The organism is Microcella sp., assembly GCF_046293215.1.
Taxonomy (GTDB): domain Bacteria; phylum Actinomycetota; class Actinomycetes; order Actinomycetales; family Microbacteriaceae; genus Microcella.
In genome coordinates, this window is sequence record NZ_JBKBPI010000004.1 from 212,893 (window position 1) to 227,410 (window position 14,518).

Annotated in this window: 9 protein-coding genes and 3 tRNA genes; 3 read left to right on the forward strand and 9 right to left on the reverse strand. The window is 68.0% G+C overall.

Features of this window, described 5'->3' with window-relative positions; genetic code table 11:
- Positions 1-4: 4 nt before the first annotated feature.
- From ACK4SC_RS05855 to ACK4SC_RS05865, 3 genes are all read right to left on the reverse strand, one after another.
- Entirely contained in the window at positions 5-202 is a 198-nt protein-coding gene (locus ACK4SC_RS05855) for a hypothetical protein (protein WP_409615875.1), read from the reverse strand.
- A gap of 114 nt (positions 203-316) precedes the next feature.
- Positions 317-1,267 (reverse strand): L-threonylcarbamoyladenylate synthase, encoded by a 951-nt coding sequence (locus ACK4SC_RS05860; RefSeq protein WP_409615877.1) that lies wholly within the window; start codon positions 1,265-1,267, stop codon positions 317-319.
- Between the two features lie 112 nt (positions 1,268-1,379).
- A tRNA-Arg gene (locus ACK4SC_RS05865) sits at positions 1,380-1,452 on the reverse strand.
- A gap of 122 nt (positions 1,453-1,574) precedes the next feature.
- On the opposite strand from ACK4SC_RS05865, the gene ACK4SC_RS05870 reads away from it, so the two are divergent.
- Positions 1,575-3,269: a sensor histidine kinase gene (locus ACK4SC_RS05870; protein ID WP_409615880.1), complete on the forward strand. Its 1,695-nt coding sequence runs from the start codon at positions 1,575-1,577 to the stop codon at positions 3,267-3,269.
- Positions 3,266-4,957, forward strand: coding sequence for a sensor histidine kinase (locus ACK4SC_RS05875; RefSeq protein WP_409615883.1), 1,692 nt, complete (start codon positions 3,266-3,268; stop codon positions 4,955-4,957). Before ACK4SC_RS05870 ends, ACK4SC_RS05875 begins: the two co-directional genes overlap by 4 nt.
- A 71-nt stretch (positions 4,958-5,028) precedes the next feature.
- On the opposite strand, the gene ACK4SC_RS05880 is transcribed toward ACK4SC_RS05875, so the two are convergent.
- The 5 genes from ACK4SC_RS05880 to serS form a co-directional block, all read right to left on the reverse strand.
- Positions 5,029-5,120: transfer RNA gene (locus tag ACK4SC_RS05880), tRNA-Ser, on the reverse strand.
- A 77-nt stretch (positions 5,121-5,197) separates the two neighbouring features.
- The gene (locus ACK4SC_RS05885) at positions 5,198-6,520 is read right to left on the reverse strand and encodes an LCP family protein (protein WP_409615886.1); all 1,323 of its coding nucleotides are present in this window, start codon (positions 6,518-6,520) and stop codon (positions 5,198-5,200) included.
- Between the two features lie 34 nt (positions 6,521-6,554).
- Positions 6,555-6,642: transfer RNA gene (locus ACK4SC_RS05890), tRNA-Ser, on the reverse strand.
- A gap of 57 nt (positions 6,643-6,699) precedes the next feature.
- Complete coding sequence (locus ACK4SC_RS05895; RefSeq protein WP_409615888.1) at positions 6,700-7,530, reverse strand: HAD family hydrolase; 831 nt, start codon at positions 7,528-7,530, stop codon at positions 6,700-6,702.
- A complete protein-coding gene (gene serS, locus ACK4SC_RS05900; protein ID WP_409615890.1) occupies positions 7,527-8,795 on the reverse strand; it encodes a serine--tRNA ligase in 1,269 nt (422 codons plus the stop codon). The genes ACK4SC_RS05895 and serS overlap by 4 nt, the downstream gene beginning before the upstream one ends.
- A gap of 108 nt (positions 8,796-8,903) precedes the next feature.
- Here serS and ACK4SC_RS05905 point away from each other — a divergent pair, with 108 nt between their 5' ends.
- A complete protein-coding gene (locus ACK4SC_RS05905) occupies positions 8,904-9,890 on the forward strand; it encodes a diacylglycerol/lipid kinase family protein (protein ID WP_409615893.1) in 987 nt (328 codons plus the stop codon).
- A 74-nt stretch (positions 9,891-9,964) separates the two neighbouring features.
- Here the strand turns inward: ACK4SC_RS05905 and ACK4SC_RS05910 are convergent, their stop codons facing one another.
- Positions 9,965-14,032 (reverse strand): endo-1,4-beta-xylanase, encoded by a 4,068-nt coding sequence (locus ACK4SC_RS05910; RefSeq protein WP_409615895.1) that lies wholly within the window; start codon positions 14,030-14,032, stop codon positions 9,965-9,967.
- Positions 14,033-14,518: the final 486 nt, after the last annotated feature.

Sequence of the window (14,518 nt, forward strand, 5' to 3'; positions counted from 1 at the left end):
CCACTTAACCCGCACCCACCTGCTCGGAGTACGAGAAGTGCTCCTCGACGTGCGGCACATAGATGAGAGCCCAGCCGACGACCTGCAGCACCACCCACGTGACCATGACGAGCAACACTCCCGCCGCGCCGGCGCCCCGCGATGGGGCGCCACAGATGCGGCGCGAGATGATCCACGGCACGCGCACGAGCGCCGAGCTCAAGCGCCCGCGTGCGCTCGGGTGCACAAAGGTGCGGAAAACGTCTTACACGCCCACGGCGACCATGACGATGCCGAGCACGGTGAGGAACCAGTCCATGCCTCGAGGGTAGGCCCGTCAGGGATGCGCGCGGTCGGGGTGCGCGGATCGCTGCAGGCGATCGCGAATCGCCTCGGCAATGCCCTGACCCTGCGGCAGCAGCGCCACGACGCGCGTGAGGCCCCTCTCGTCGGCCGCCCGCAGAGCGCCGTACAACTCGTGCGCGTACTGCTCGTCGGTCGTGGGCGCCGCGAGCCGCACGACGCCAGGAGGCGTCGGCCGATCGGCGAGCGCGATCAGACCATCGCCGGGCTGCGCATCGACGTCGAGTACCACGGCGGCCCGGGGGGCATAGTGCGAGGCAAGCGAGCCGCTCACCCGGATGGCGGTCTGAGGAGCCGTGACGGGCATCCCCGTGACCTGTTCGATCATCGCGGCGGTGACCGCGCCCGGGCGCAGGATGGCCGGCGCGGAGCCTGTGCAGTCGATGATCGTCGACTCGATTCCGACGGCAGACGGCTCCCCGTCGAGGATCACATCGGACGCAGCGAGCACGTCACCGAGCTCGGCGCGAACGGCCGCCGCGGTCGTCGGCGAGACCCGCCCGAATCTGTTCGCGCTCGGCGCCGCCACCCCGAGTACACCCAACCGCTCTGCGGCCGCCAGCAGCTCGAGCGCCACCGGGTGGTTGGGCACCCGGACACCGACCGTGTCTTGCCCGCCGGTCACCTGGTCGGGCACAGCAGCCGAGCGATGAGCGATGAGCGTCATCGGCCCGGGCCAGAAGGCACGCGCCAGGGTCAGCGCAAACGGCGGAAGGTCGCGGGTCAGCGCGTCGAGGCGGTCGGCGGTGCTGACGTGCACGATCAGCGGGTGGTTGCTGGGCCGACCCTTGGCCGAGAAGATGCGCTCAACCGCGGCGGGGTTGCCCGCATCGGCGCCGAGCCCAAAAACGGTTTCGGTGGGGAACGCGACGAGGTGGCCGGCAACGAGAGCACGGGCGCCCTCGCGGCTGGCAGCGATCGTCATCGTGACCGACTTCCTGACGGCGGGCTGAACGGGGAAGACCCGGCGTGGCTTCCGGGAGGGAAGCCAACGGCCGGGCCATTCGAACCCGCGATACTTCGCGGAGTGTTACTAGCGCGCCCCGAGGGACTCGAACCCCCAACCTTCTGATCCGTAGTCAGATGCTCTATCCATTGAGCTAGGGGCGCACATCGCACTGCGACCCAGCGAGCATACCAGCGTCGCGAGGGTGGGTCGAATCGGGCAGAAATCACCTACCGCGACACCGGCAAGGGGGCTAGCGTAAGTCTTCAGGGCCGGGGAGGTGCCGATGCCGACGACCGACGATCGTGCGCTGATCGACCACCCCTTGCTGAGTCCCGCGCCCACGGCGCGGCTGCTCCAGGGATCGTTCGCCGCCTTGTTCGTCGTTGCTAACGCGGTGCTTCTCCTGATCGCGCCGCAGGGGGTCGTGCCCCTCACCCTCGTCATCGCCGTGATTCTCGTGGGCGGCGCGACGGCCACCGCCTTTTCTCCCGCCATGCGCCGCGCGGACTTCCAGCCGTGGATGACCGTTGTGCCCTTCGTCGATTTTGCCGCCATCGCCCTGATCCGCCTCGACCAGGCGGGCGGCCCGACGAACCCGATGGTCATGCTGTTGACCTTGCCCGCTCTCTGGCTGGGCGTCATCGGGGGGTTCCCCCCGGCCCTCGCGCTCGCGGTCGGCGCGACGCTCGTCGTCAGCCCCGATATCGCTCTGCTGCTCACGACCTCCGGGCTCGACGGAACAGCTCAACGCACGCTCATGGTCGTCATCATCTTCCCCGTCGCGATGGCGTTCGCCGCGACCGTCGCGAACGCGCTCGCGCGCAGCCTGCGCGAACGCCAGGCGCTACTGGTTGCCGAACAAGAGCGGCGCACGGCGGCGGCACGAGACATCGAACGCGGCCGGCGCGTGCTGCGCGAGACGTTGGACACCCTCGATGTCGCTGTCGTGATTATGAGCCCCACCGGCGAACCGGTGTTCGTGAACCGCGCGCTTCGGGAAGACCCCCTGATCTTGCGCGTTGGCAAAGGCGACGCATGGCAGGGCTTCTTGTCGGTGCCCGTTTACGACCCCGACACCGGCGACCGCATACCCGACGATGACACCGCGCTCGCGCGCGTCGCTCGGGGCGAGCGCGTGCACGCTCGACTGGTGACGGCTGGCGACCCCGATCACCCGCAGCGCTCGTGGGCTGTGTCGGCGAATCAGGTGTACTGCGATGAAAACGAACACCTGGCCAACGTCGTTGCGCTGGCGGACATCACCCCGCTCATCGACACGCTCGAGATCAAGAAGGAGTTCCTGGCGGCCGTGTCGCACGAGCTGCGCACGCCGTTAACCATGCTCTCCGGCGTCATTGACATCATGCGCGACGACGGGCTCTTCCCCGACGAGCAATCACGAGGCTGGATCGCCGTCTTCGAGCGGAACATTCAGCGTCAACGTCGGCTCGTTGATGACCTCCTCCTCGTAGCGAGCGCCGGCCAACACGATCTGAGCATCCGGGTACGGCCGGCATCTCTGGCGACAATCGCCCACGACGCCTGCCGCGCGATCGCGGCCGAGGCTGAGCGCAAGAACATCACGGTCACTGTGCGGGGAGACGACGCCTCGGGCATCTTCGATCCGGACCGCATGGCGCAGGTATGCGACAACCTCGTGACCAACGCGGTGCGGCACAGCCCCGCCGGCGGCGCCGTCCTCGTGTCAACGGTGACGACGGGCACCACGCTCGCCGTGAGCGTCGACGACACCGGGCCGGGCATGACCGACGAGGAGCTCGCCCACGCATTTGACCCCTTCTTCCGCTCTGTCGCGAGTGCGGAGGCCGCCATCCCGGGTACGGGCCTCGGGCTCCCCATCGTGCAACTCGTCGCCCGGGCCCACGGCGGACACGCAGACCTGCACTGCAAGCCGGAGGGCGGTCTCGTCGCGACCGTCACCATCCCGCGCGAGCCTCACTACGAGGCCGCGTCATGACACACGCTCCACGGCCGGACCGCGACGCTGATGTCCCGGTCGATCCGCGCGTATCTCTCCTGTCGCCGCGTCTGACTGCGCGGCTCTTGCAGGGCGTCTTTGCGGTCATCTTCCTGGCGGCCACCCTGCTCCTCCTCGTGATCGAGCCCGCCATCGTGGCCACGCCGGCCTATCTGATCGGCGGCGCGCTGATCGGCACGGCCACCGCGCTCGTTCTGATCCCCGCAATGAACGTGCCGAACTACCAGCCATGGATGCTCGCCCTTCCCGTGCTGGATTACGTCGCCTTCGCGATCATCCGCACCGAATCCACCGGGGCTGGCACGAATCCGATGGTCATGATGCTCACGCTCCCCGCCATTTGGGCGGGCCTGATGCGGTCGCGGTGGGCTCTCGCCACGATCGCCGCGCTCTCGGTCGCGGTGATCGTTCCCGACCTCTACGTCTTGTCGCTGGGAACGCTGAGCGGACGCGACGCGGACCGCGCGATCATGCTGATCGCCATGCTGCCGCTCGTGATGGTTCTCGGCGCGATTGCCGCGTACACAATGGCGAACATCCTCGTCGGCCGTCAGACCGCGTTGCAGCGCGAGAGAGAGCGCCGCACGGCCGCGGCAGCCGAGAGCGAGCGCATCCGGTTTCTGCTCGACACGGTCGTGGACTCCCTCGCCGTCGGCGTCATCGTGACCGACCGTGAGGGCGAGCTCGTGCTCATGAATCGGATTCTGCGCGAGAGTCCAGAGCTGAGCGCGAACGGTGCCGATCCGTGGGAAAGATACAAGAACTCCCCCGCCTTCGAGGCGGACGGATCGACCCCTGTACCGCAGGAGCAGTCCACCTACGCCCGCGTCGTGCGGGGCGAGACGGTGTCGGAGCGCCTCATCTGGGTGGGCCCTCCCGACGGAGAGCAGCGCGCGCTGTCCATCTCGGGCAGTCCCGTGCGCACCGCCGCCGGCGAACACATCGCGAACGTGATCATCATCACGGAGGTCACCGAATACCTGCGGGCGCTGCGGGCAAAAGACGCCTTCATCGGCACGGTCTCGCACGAGTTGCGCACCCCCCTGACGACGGTGACCGGTGTGCTCGAACTCTTCGACGAGTACGCGGACAACCTGCCAGGCGAGGTGGCCGAGTGGCTCCCCGTACTGCAACGCAACGTCGCACGCCAGCACGTGCTCGTCCGCGACCTGTTGACCGCGGCGGGCTCGAAAGCGGGAACGGTCATGCTCGAACGCACCCCCGGCGACCTGCTCGCGGTGGTGACCGAAGCGGTCTCGGCGCTCACTGCGGAGGCCGACAGGAAATCCATCACGCTCACGCTCGACGGTGACGCGGCATTCGGCACGTTCGACCCATCGCGTCTGGCGCAGGTCGCCGAAAACCTCATTGCGAACGCGGTGCGCTACACCCGCCCGGGTGGCACGGTGGTGGTGCGCACCCGAACGGTCGACGACGAACTCGAACTGAGCGTCCGAGACACGGGAGTGGGCATCTCCGACACTGACAAGGAACGGCTGTTCGAGCAGTTCTTCCGCTCGGACAGCGCACGGAGCTCAGCGATTCGTGGGATCGGCCTTGGGTTAGCCATCGTGAAGGCGATCGTCGACGCACACCGCGGACGCATTGCGATCGACAGTGAGCTCGGGGTGGGAACGACGGTCACCGTGCGGCTGCCTCGCGACTGAGCACGGGCGTCCGATCGCGTCTTCTGGCGTTCGAGAAAGACGAAAAGCCCCGCCGAAGCGGGGCTTGTTCGTGGCGGAGACGGCGGGATTTGAACCCGCGGTCCCCTTGCGGGGACTCCACCTTAGCAGGGTGGTGCACTCGACCGGACTATGCGACGTCTCCTGGCGAAAGCCGTCACCACTATAGCCCGTCGCGGGATGCTCGGGGCACGCCGCCCGCTCGGCCAGCGGCCCGCGGCCCTACCGGTTGGCGACGGAACAGGTGCGGTCGGCCGCGGTCTGGCCCTGGGCGAAGTCGAGCACCTCGGGCGCGGACGGTGACGGTGATGCGCTCGGTGACCCCGGAGCCGCCGTCGAGGACGGGGCCGGCGACGGACTCTCGCCACCCGCGTCGCTGGTGGGCTCCGGCGAGGGCTCCGTGGTCGGCTCGGGGCTCGGCTGGGGGGCGTTGGGGTCGAGCACAGAGCCCGATCCGGTCGCGTCGTCGGCAAGAGCAAAGCGTTCGCCGTTGCGAATCTTGTCGAACAAGATCTGTGCTTCGGCCTCGAGCGGTCGGGCACGGTTGGCGTAGATGCCGGTGCCTCCCGTCGCGGCCGGGTACTGCAAGAAGATGATGTTCTCGGTCGGAATATCGGCGAGCACCCGTGCCATCGAGACCATGGTGTCGAGACTCACGAGGCTGGATGAGAGCGACATGCTCTGCGTGGCCACCTGGGCCAGCCCGTAGAGAGCGCCCAGGTCGGTCAAGACGCCCTCGGTCTGCACCTTGCGAATCATCGACGACAGGTAGACCTGCTGCGAACTGATGCGGCTCAGGTCGCTACCGTCGCCGACGCCGTAGCGGGTGCGCAGGAACGCGAGCGCCTCGTAGCCCTCGATCGTGTGGGTTCCTGCGGTCTCAAGGCGCAGCTGGCTGAAACGGTCGATGATCGGCTCGGTGATGCAGACGTCGACACCGCCGATGGCCGTCGACATCTGGGCGACACCGTCGAAGGTGATCGTGCCGGCGTAGGGGATGTCGAGTCCGGTTAGCGCTTCGGCCGTCAGCACGACGCAGTTGATGCCGCCGTACTGGTAGGCGTTGTTGAACTGTTGCGCCGACATAGCCGAGTAGAAGCCCTCGCCGTCTTCGCGCGGGCAGGCCGGAATCGGCACGATGAGGTCGCGGGGGATGCTGATCGCGACGGCCGACTGCTGGTCTTCGGCGACGTGCACGAGGATATTGACGTCGTTGAGAATCGCGTCTCGCGCCCCCCCGACCGTCTGCCCCTCGGCATTGTCGACACCGACGAGCAAGACGTTGAAGCCGCCGGGCCAGTCGCCGACCGTGGGAATCTGACGAACGTTGCCGTCAGCATCCACCAGCTGCTGCTGGTCGATGTTCTCGGCGAAGCGCCATGCGACGATGCCGGCGAGCGCCGTGCCGCTGACCAACACGACCGAAAGGATCGCGCCGACGGCGGTCAGCAGGGTCTTCCACCAGTGGGGCCGGGGCAACCGGCCGTGACGGACCTGCGCGGTCGGCAAAGAGCGCAACGCGCGGTCACGGATCAGCTCGGTCATCAACCCCTCCCCCGGGATTCGACGGGCTGCCGGGTGGCGGAGGGCGTGGGATTCGAACCCACGAGACATTTCTGCCCACTGGTTTTCAAGACCAGCTCCATCGGCCGCTCGGACAGCCCTCCTTGGACATCAGCCGCCCAGTCTAGCCGACACGCCCGAAAAACGACGGCTCCGGGCGGCTATGCAGACTCTGTGAGCGTCGCGAGTGCGGTCGCGAGGCCGTCGTCAAGGTCGGTTCCGGTGACCTCGGTGGCAACCGCGCGAACCTCGTCGGGCGCCTGTCCCATCGCGATGGCCCGCCCTCCGACGGATGCCGCCCAGCTGAGCATCTCGATGTCGTTGCGCCCATCGCCCGCGACGACGACACGTTCGGTGGGAATGCCGAGGGTGTCGACCACCCGCGCCAGAGCCGTCGACTTGTTGACGCCGTCAGGGGCGATGTCGAGCCACGCCGTCCAGCCGACGTTGTAGCTGACCTGATGCAGACCCATCAGTTCGACGGCGGCGAGAAACTCGTCCATGGCGTGGCCGGGCGAGATCACCACGACGCGCGTCGCTGGCTCGTGCATGAGCTGCTCGAACGGCACCTCTTCGGTGTTCGACCCGAGAGCACCAGCCGGGAACCGCCCCGAATACCGGTACATGCCCGTCTCGTCTTCGACGGCGTAGTTCGCGTGCGTCAGGTGCGGGCGGATGCTCGTCAACACCGCCGACGGATCGAACGTCTCCACGTGGTGCCGCCGGTACCCGGTGGGTGCGTGGTCATCGCGCTTGAGCGTGATCGCCCCGTTCGAGCACACGACGTACTCGGGGCAGATGTCGAGCCGGTCGAGCACCGGCAGGGTCATCGAGACCGAGCGCCCGGTCGCCAGCGTCACCTCGTGGCCGAGGTCGCGTAGCCGCTGCACCTCGGCGACGACCGCGGGCGACAGCGTGCCGTCTTCGTGCAGGATCGTGCCGTCGATGTCGAGGGCGACGAGGTGCGCATTGGGGCCGAGTTCGCGGGTCATCGCACCGGCTCCAGCATCTCGAGGCCGCGCAGGTACGGCCGCAGCGGTTCGGGAACCACCACTGAGCCGTCGGCCTGCTGGTGCGTCTCGAGAAGCGCGACCAGCCAGCGAGTCGTCGCCAGCGTGCCGTTGAGCGTGGCAACCGGAGCGGTCTTACCGCCGTCTTCGGCACGGAAGCGGGTGTTCAGTCGCCGGGCCTGGAACGTCGTGCAGTTACTCGTGCTCGTCAGCTCGCGATAGGCGCCCTGCGTCGGAACCCACGCCTCGACGTCGAACTTGCGGGCCGCGCTCGAACCGAGATCGCCGGCGGCCGTGTCGATGACGCGATAGGCGAGACCGAGCGATGCGAGCATCCTCTCTTGCAGCGCCAGCAGCGCCTCGTGTTCGGCCTCCGCGTGTGCCGGGTCGATGTAGCTGAACATCTCCAGCTTCTGGAACTGGTGCACGCGGATGATGCCCCGGGTGTCTTTGCCGTGGCTGCCCGCCTCGCGGCGGTAGCAGGTCGACCACCCGGCGTAGCGCGCCGGCCCGGCCGAGACGTCGATGATCTCGTCGGCGTGGAATCCGGCGAGCGCCACCTCGCTCGTGCCGGTCAAATACAACTCGTCAGCGTCGAGGAAGTACACCTCGTCGGCGTGGGCGCCCAGGAAGCCGGTGCCCGCCATAATCTCAGGCTTGACGAGCGTGGGCGTGATGAGCGGAGTGAACCCGGCGTCGAGGGCCGTGTCGAGCGCGTAGTTCATCAGCGCGAGCTCGAGGCGCGCACCAACGCCGGTCAGAAAATAGAAGCGCGCACCCGACACCTTCGCGCCGCGCGCCATATCGATCGCGCCGAGCAGCTCGCCGAGCGCGAGGTGGTCGCGCGGTTCGAACGCGAAGTTCGGCTTCGCGCCGACCTCCCGCAGGGTCACGAAGTCGTCTTCGCCGCCCGCGGGCACGCCGTCGATGATGACGTTCGGGATGCTCGTGATCGCGGCCTCAAACGCCGCCTCCGCCGCCTTCGCCTCGGCCTCCGCCTGCTTGACCCGCGCGGCCAACTCTTGCACCTGGGCGACGAGCGCCGCCTTCTCGTCTTTCGGGGCCTTCGCGACCGTCGCGCCGAACGCCTTCTGCTCGGCGCGCAGCGTCTCGAACGCGCTAATCGCCTCGCGGCGGACGCGGTCGGCCGCGATTGCCTCGTCGACCGCGTCAACCGAGGCGCCACGGGCCCTCTGCGAATCGCGGATCAGGTCGGGGTTGTCGCGCAGCAGGTGGGGGTCGATCACGGCCCCTAGTCTGGCACGCGCGCCCGTGCCGCGCTGGGGGTCACCCGCGTCGCCGCTCGCCGAAAATCCCTCGGCACTCGCATAGTCATCTGCCCTACGCTGAGCGCCATGCCGCCCGCCCCGCGCACCGACCAGCGCCGCATCGCCGTCGTCTATAACCCGATCAAGGTCGACGCCGAGCGCCTGCGAGACATGGTGAACGAGCGTGAAGAACAGCACGGTTACGCGCCGACGCTGTGGCTCGAGACGACGCCGGAGGAGCCGGGGCAAAACCTTGCCCGGAAGGCAGCCACCGAAAACGTGGATGCTGTGCTCATCGCCGGCGGCGACGGCACCGTTCGCGCCGCCAGCGAAGGACTCATCGACTCAGGGCTACCCATGACGCTCCTGCCTGCCGGCACGGGCAACCTCCTCGCCCGCAACCTCGGCATCTCGGTGAACCGCATGGACGAAGCGGTCGACACCGTCTTTGACGGCGAAGACCGGGCGATCGATGCGGGAATCGCCACGATCATCCGCCCAGATAGCGCCGAGGAAGCCCACGCGTTCATCGTCATGATCGGCATTGGCATCGACGCCAAAATGATCGCCGCCACCAACCCCGAGCTGAAGAAGCGGGTCGGCTGGCTCGCCTACGTCGAAGCGATCGCCCGCATCGTGCGCGACGTCGACGCGGTACGACTCACCTACGCGCTCGACGGTTCGGCGCCGCGAACCACCAGCGTGCACACGCTGCTCGTCGGCAACTGCGGCGCGCTGCCCGGCGGCGTGCTGCTCATGCCAGACGCCGAGATCGATGACGGGCTGCTCGACATCGTCGGCATGAGGCCGCGCAACTTCGCCGGCTGGGTTCGCGTCTCGACCGCGGTGTTCTGGGAGAACGGGGTGTTGCGCAAGACCCGAGCCGGGCGGCGATTGCTCGCCGGCAACAAGCCGGTGCGCGGATTGCGGTACTTCCAGGGCCGTCGCGCGAGCCTGCGCTTCGAGAAGCCCGAAGAACTCGAGATCGACGGCGAGGGCATGGGCCTCGTCACCGGCGTCGACGTCAAGGTCGCGCCAGCGTCACTCATCGTGCGGGCCCCGCGCAAGAAGTAGCGCGGCGACTCGGCACGGCACGGCAGAGGGGGTGCCGCCTGGCGCGGCGACACCCCCTCATCGTGCGCTCGTCGCTAGGCGACGCGGCGGATGAGCGTGGTACGCACGAACGCACCCACCGCCATCAATACGAGCGCCAGCAGGAGCACCCACGAGAGTGCGACTGCTCCCGTCGTGGGAAGCGAACCGGCGCCGCCCGCGGTGTCATCGTCGGAACCGCCTGCACCGTCGGTTCCTCCTCCGCCACCCGTTCCGTCTCCGCCGTCGGCGTCGGCCGCGGTGACCGTGAGGTCAACCGACGCCACTTCGACACCGTCGATAAGAGCGAGCAGTCGGTAGTCGCCCGGCGGCACCTCACCCGGGATCGTCACCGACCCGGAGACCTCCCCGTTCTCATCAGCGATGAAGCTGCCAAGAAGGAGGGGGAACTCGACGTCGGCGGCGACGAACGCCGTTGCTGCGGCGAAAGCAGGCACCTGGAGCTGACCCAGCATCTGGCCGATGAAGGTGAAGCCCGCCGGCACCAGCACGATGTCGACCTCGGCCCCGGGAGTCAGCCCCGACAACTCGATCGGAATCGTGCCGCCCTGCTCGACCGTGGGCGAGCCGAGTTCGATGCGGGGAGTGGTCGGATCGGTCGGATCGGTCGGGTCGACGCCCGCCTCGGCGACCAGCTGACCGACGCCCCAGCGAGCCGTCGACTGGAAGCCGGCGCCCGAGGGGTCGGCCCAGTTGCGGATCGACTGGCGCGCGCCGTTCTGCGCGTCATTCACCTGGAAGTCGAGCCCGTGCACCGTGCCGAGGCCCGAGTACGACAGCAGGTTGATCGACGCCTCGACGATGTAGCCGCCGTCGACGATCGACGTCGCCGACTGCAGACGCGAGGCCTGGAAGCCCTCGTCGCCGCCGGCGCCAAAGCTCACGACGTTCTCCGCGTTGATGCGGATCTGCGTGTCGTCGAAGCGGTACGGGCCGTTCTTGAAGTTGCCCGCATCCACGTAGATCTCGACCGAGTCCTGGATCCACGGGTCGGAGCCGGACACGTCGATCACCGGGTCGGCGACCTCCATCAGCACGTACAGCTCGTCGCCGCGCCACAGGGTGCGCACGGTCGCGGATGCACCGCTCGAGCCCTCGACCTGTTTGCCGGTCTCGACCACTGTCGCCGACTCCCAGACCTCGTCGATCGTGCCGTCGATCGTCGGTGCGACCTCCGCCTCGACCACCTCGAGGAAGCCGAGCGGCTCGAGCAGCGTGAGCGTGCCGAGCACGCCGGCAGCGTTCCAGCCGGACCGTAGCCAGCCGTTGTCGATCACCCGCGCATCGAAGTCGACCAGGTCGCCGAGACCCGCGCCGCCGAGTGGGAGGGTCGCGACCGTCGCCCAGCCGTCGGCCGTATCGCGCTGCGCGTCGGCGCGCGAGACGGTCACCGTCTGCGAGCCCAACTGCAGCTCGACGGCGTCGCCGGCGTTCGGCGTGGCATCCTCGACCTCCACCAGGACGTACAGCTGGTCGTTTGCCCAGCGCACCTGGAAGCTGGCCGTGTTGTCGATGCGGATGTCGGGCATCCGCTGCCACTGCCGGTCGTCGACCTCGGTGACCGTCGCACCGAACACGTTCGCCGTGCGCAGCGGGGCGGGCAGCTCACCGTTGACGACGCCGAAGTAGGCGGGCTTCGGCTGCAGGCGGGCGTCGAACAGCAGCGGTCCACCGCGGTCGGAGCGCCAGCTGCGGTTGTCGCTCAGCCCCCACACCGTGGCCGAGTACAGCTGGCCGGTGCGGTCGTGGAAGGCGCGGAAGTCGTTGAAGGCCTCCTGGTAGAACAACCCCTGGTCGATGAACAGGGCCTCCGACTCGGGCGTGCCCGTCGTCACGTCGAGCTCGGTTACGGCCTGCTGCAGGCCGAGCGGCTCGAAGCGTTCGAGGGTCGCGCCGAGATCCTGCACGGGGAACGACAGGCTCACGTGCATCTGGTGGCCAACGCCGTCAACCGGAACGCCGCGGTCGATAAGGCGCTCCAGGAGCGCCAGCATGCGCGTGCCCTTCGGCCGCAACTCGGTGTTGTAGTCGTTGATGAACAGCGTCACCGGACGGTCGGCACCCTCCGCGGCATAGACGTCGTTGAACGCCTCGTCCGCGTACCGGAACGCCAGGTCGATGAACTCTTCGCCGAGGATGCGGTACCACTCGCTGCGGCGCAGGCCGTCATCGGTCGTGTTCGAGTCGGTGATGACCTCGTTGACCACATCCCACGCCACGATCGGGTTGCCGCCGCCGTACGGACCGTACTGCGTCGCGTACAGTTCGGCGACGCGGAAGATGTGATCGCGCATCCGGTCACGAAGGATCTGCTTGTCGGCATCGGACGTCGACAGCGGCTGACCGTCGGCGGTCTGGAAGAACCACGCGGGCGTCTGGGCGTGCCAGACCAGCGTGTGTCCCCAGACCCGCAGGTCGTTGTCGCGGGCGAAGTTCATCACCTGCGTGGCGTCCGACGGAGCCACGAACTGCCGGTTGTTGTTGTAGAACGCCTCCGGCTTCATGGAGTTCTCGGCCGTCACCTGGTCGAAGTGGCGCGTGACCGTGCCCGCCTGCGCGCCGCCCGTTTCGCGGGAGTCGATCGCGACGCCGACGGGGAAGTCGGTCGTGTTCGTGATCGGCAGCACATCGGCGACCGTCAGCTCCTCGGCCTGGGTCACCGTAATGTCGTCGATGTAGAACGTCGTGATGTTGCCGGTCGCCGGCGGAGCCACGTACGCGGTTTCGAAATACAGCAGACCCGTTGACAGCGCGTTCGGCGGCATCGTCAGCGTGGCTGTGACCTGGCGGAACTCGCCGTTCGACAGACCCGTGTTCTGGGCGATCGTCTGGAACGCCGAGTCGGCCTGCAAGGTCACCCAGATGTCACCCGCGGGCTGATTCGGGGCGAAGCGCACCCACGCCACGATCTCGTACGTGATGCCCGGCAGCAGGACGTCGACCACGTTAAAGCCGATGCCGTCGCCCTGGTTGCCGCGGTCTGCGACGACCGCCGACTGCGCGCCCGTGCGGGCGAATTCGGTGGTCACATCGACCGTCGGAGCAACGTCGAGGTTGCTCGAGCGGCGCAGGATCCAGCCGTCGAGGCCGTCCTCGAAACTCGTCGTCATCGCGGCGACCTGCTCGCCCGGGGTACCGGGGTCGGTCGGGCCGGGGTCGGTCGGGCCGTCGCCGCCGATCTGGTTCAGGAACAGGTCGTCGACCAGGTAGGCGTACGCGGCAGCGGGGGTGCTGTCTGCGGTACCGATGTAGACGCTCGGCTGGTCGGCATCCGCGGGCACCGTGAACGTGCCTTCGATCGTGGTCCAGCCATCGGCCGACACCGGCGTGTTCGTGTTCGGCACCCACTGGAAGCCCGGCTTGGTGACGAATCGCACGTCTCGGGTACCGGTCGTGCCCTCCTCCAGGCGCACGCGCATCCCCACCTCGTAGGTGTTGCCGGCGACCAGTACGCCGGGCGCCGTCTCGATGCCGTCGAAGTCTTGATCGCGGTCGCCGACGCGCAGGGCGGGGTCGCCATCGATGTCAACGATCGACAGAGTCGGGTCGCCGCTCTGCTGCCACGACTCGCTGAGCGGTTGACTGAAGTCATCGCTCGCGATCGGCGTGACGACCGGCGCTTCGGGTGCGCGGGTCAGAACGAGATCGTCGACGAGGTACGTGTACGGGCCGGCGAGATTCGCGGTCCCGAGGTAGATCTTCGGAGCCGTCGCGTTCGCGGGGATGGTGAAGGTGCCATCGATGGTCGTCCAGGAGTCTGCCGAGGCCGACCGGTTGCTGTCGGGAACCCAGACGAACTGCGCGTTGCCGCCGACCGAGTAGTTCTGCACCCAGCGCACGTCGGGAGTGCCCACGGTGCCGTCAGCGACGCGCACCTGAGCCGTCACGGTGTAGGTCGCGCCGGGTTGAAGAACGCCGGGTGCCGTCTCGATGCCATCAAAGTCTTGGGCCCGGTTCGCGACCTGTAGCGCCGGGTCGTCGCCGACGTCGACGGTCGACAGCGTGGGGTTGCCGCTCTGCTGCCAACTCGAGCTGAGGGGCTGCGAGAAGTCGTCGGAGGCAATGACGGTGTCGGCCGCTACGGCCGGAGCGAGTGCTGTCACGGGTCCGACGACGAGGGCGAGGGCAGCGATGACCGCAACCCCTCGACGGCGTCTGCGTGGGGGAAGCGAGTGGGACGTTCGCTCGAAATTTTCGGTTGTGCGATGCCGAGGCATGGCGCTCCTTTGCGCGAGTGGTGGAGATGTCCCGCGGAGAATAGGCAGATGTTCGAAAAACGAACAACGGGTTTGTTGGGCTGAACAACTTACCGTTATCGATCTGTTACCGAAATGCTCTCGAAAGATTTCGAATGGCGCGGTGGTCGCGCTCTCATCCCGCTGGGGCGATCGGCGACGTGAGCGGGCCTCGCGCGCTGGCCCGCGCACGCCGACCCGCGGGTACGCAGCGACGCGGCGTTGATGTCGACGCGAGTGCTGCTTTCGGCACCAGCACTGGCGTCAGCGTCGAGGCCGCCTAGGTGTACCCGGTCATGACGTTGGTGTCACTCGGCTGATCGGTGGCAGGCCTCCGCAAGCGGTGTGTGCTCG

Excerpts from the sequence above, each read along its gene's own strand:
- ACK4SC_RS05860 (WP_409615877.1), bottom strand. The coding sequence starts at position 1,267 with ATGACGATCGCTGCCAGCCGCGAGGGCGCCCGTGCTCTCGTTGCCGGC.
- ACK4SC_RS05870 (WP_409615880.1), top strand. The coding sequence starts at position 1,575 with ATGCCGACGACCGACGATCGTGCGCTGATCGACCACCCCTTGCTGAGT.
- ACK4SC_RS05875 (WP_409615883.1), top strand. The coding sequence starts at position 3,266 with ATGACACACGCTCCACGGCCGGACCGCGACGCTGATGTCCCGGTCGAT.
- ACK4SC_RS05885 (WP_409615886.1), bottom strand. The coding sequence starts at position 6,520 with ATGACCGAGCTGATCCGTGACCGCGCGTTGCGCTCTTTGCCGACCGCG.
- ACK4SC_RS05895 (WP_409615888.1), bottom strand. The coding sequence starts at position 7,530 with ATGACCCGCGAACTCGGCCCCAATGCGCACCTCGTCGCCCTCGACATC.
- ACK4SC_RS05905 (WP_409615893.1), top strand. The coding sequence starts at position 8,904 with ATGCCGCCCGCCCCGCGCACCGACCAGCGCCGCATCGCCGTCGTCTAT.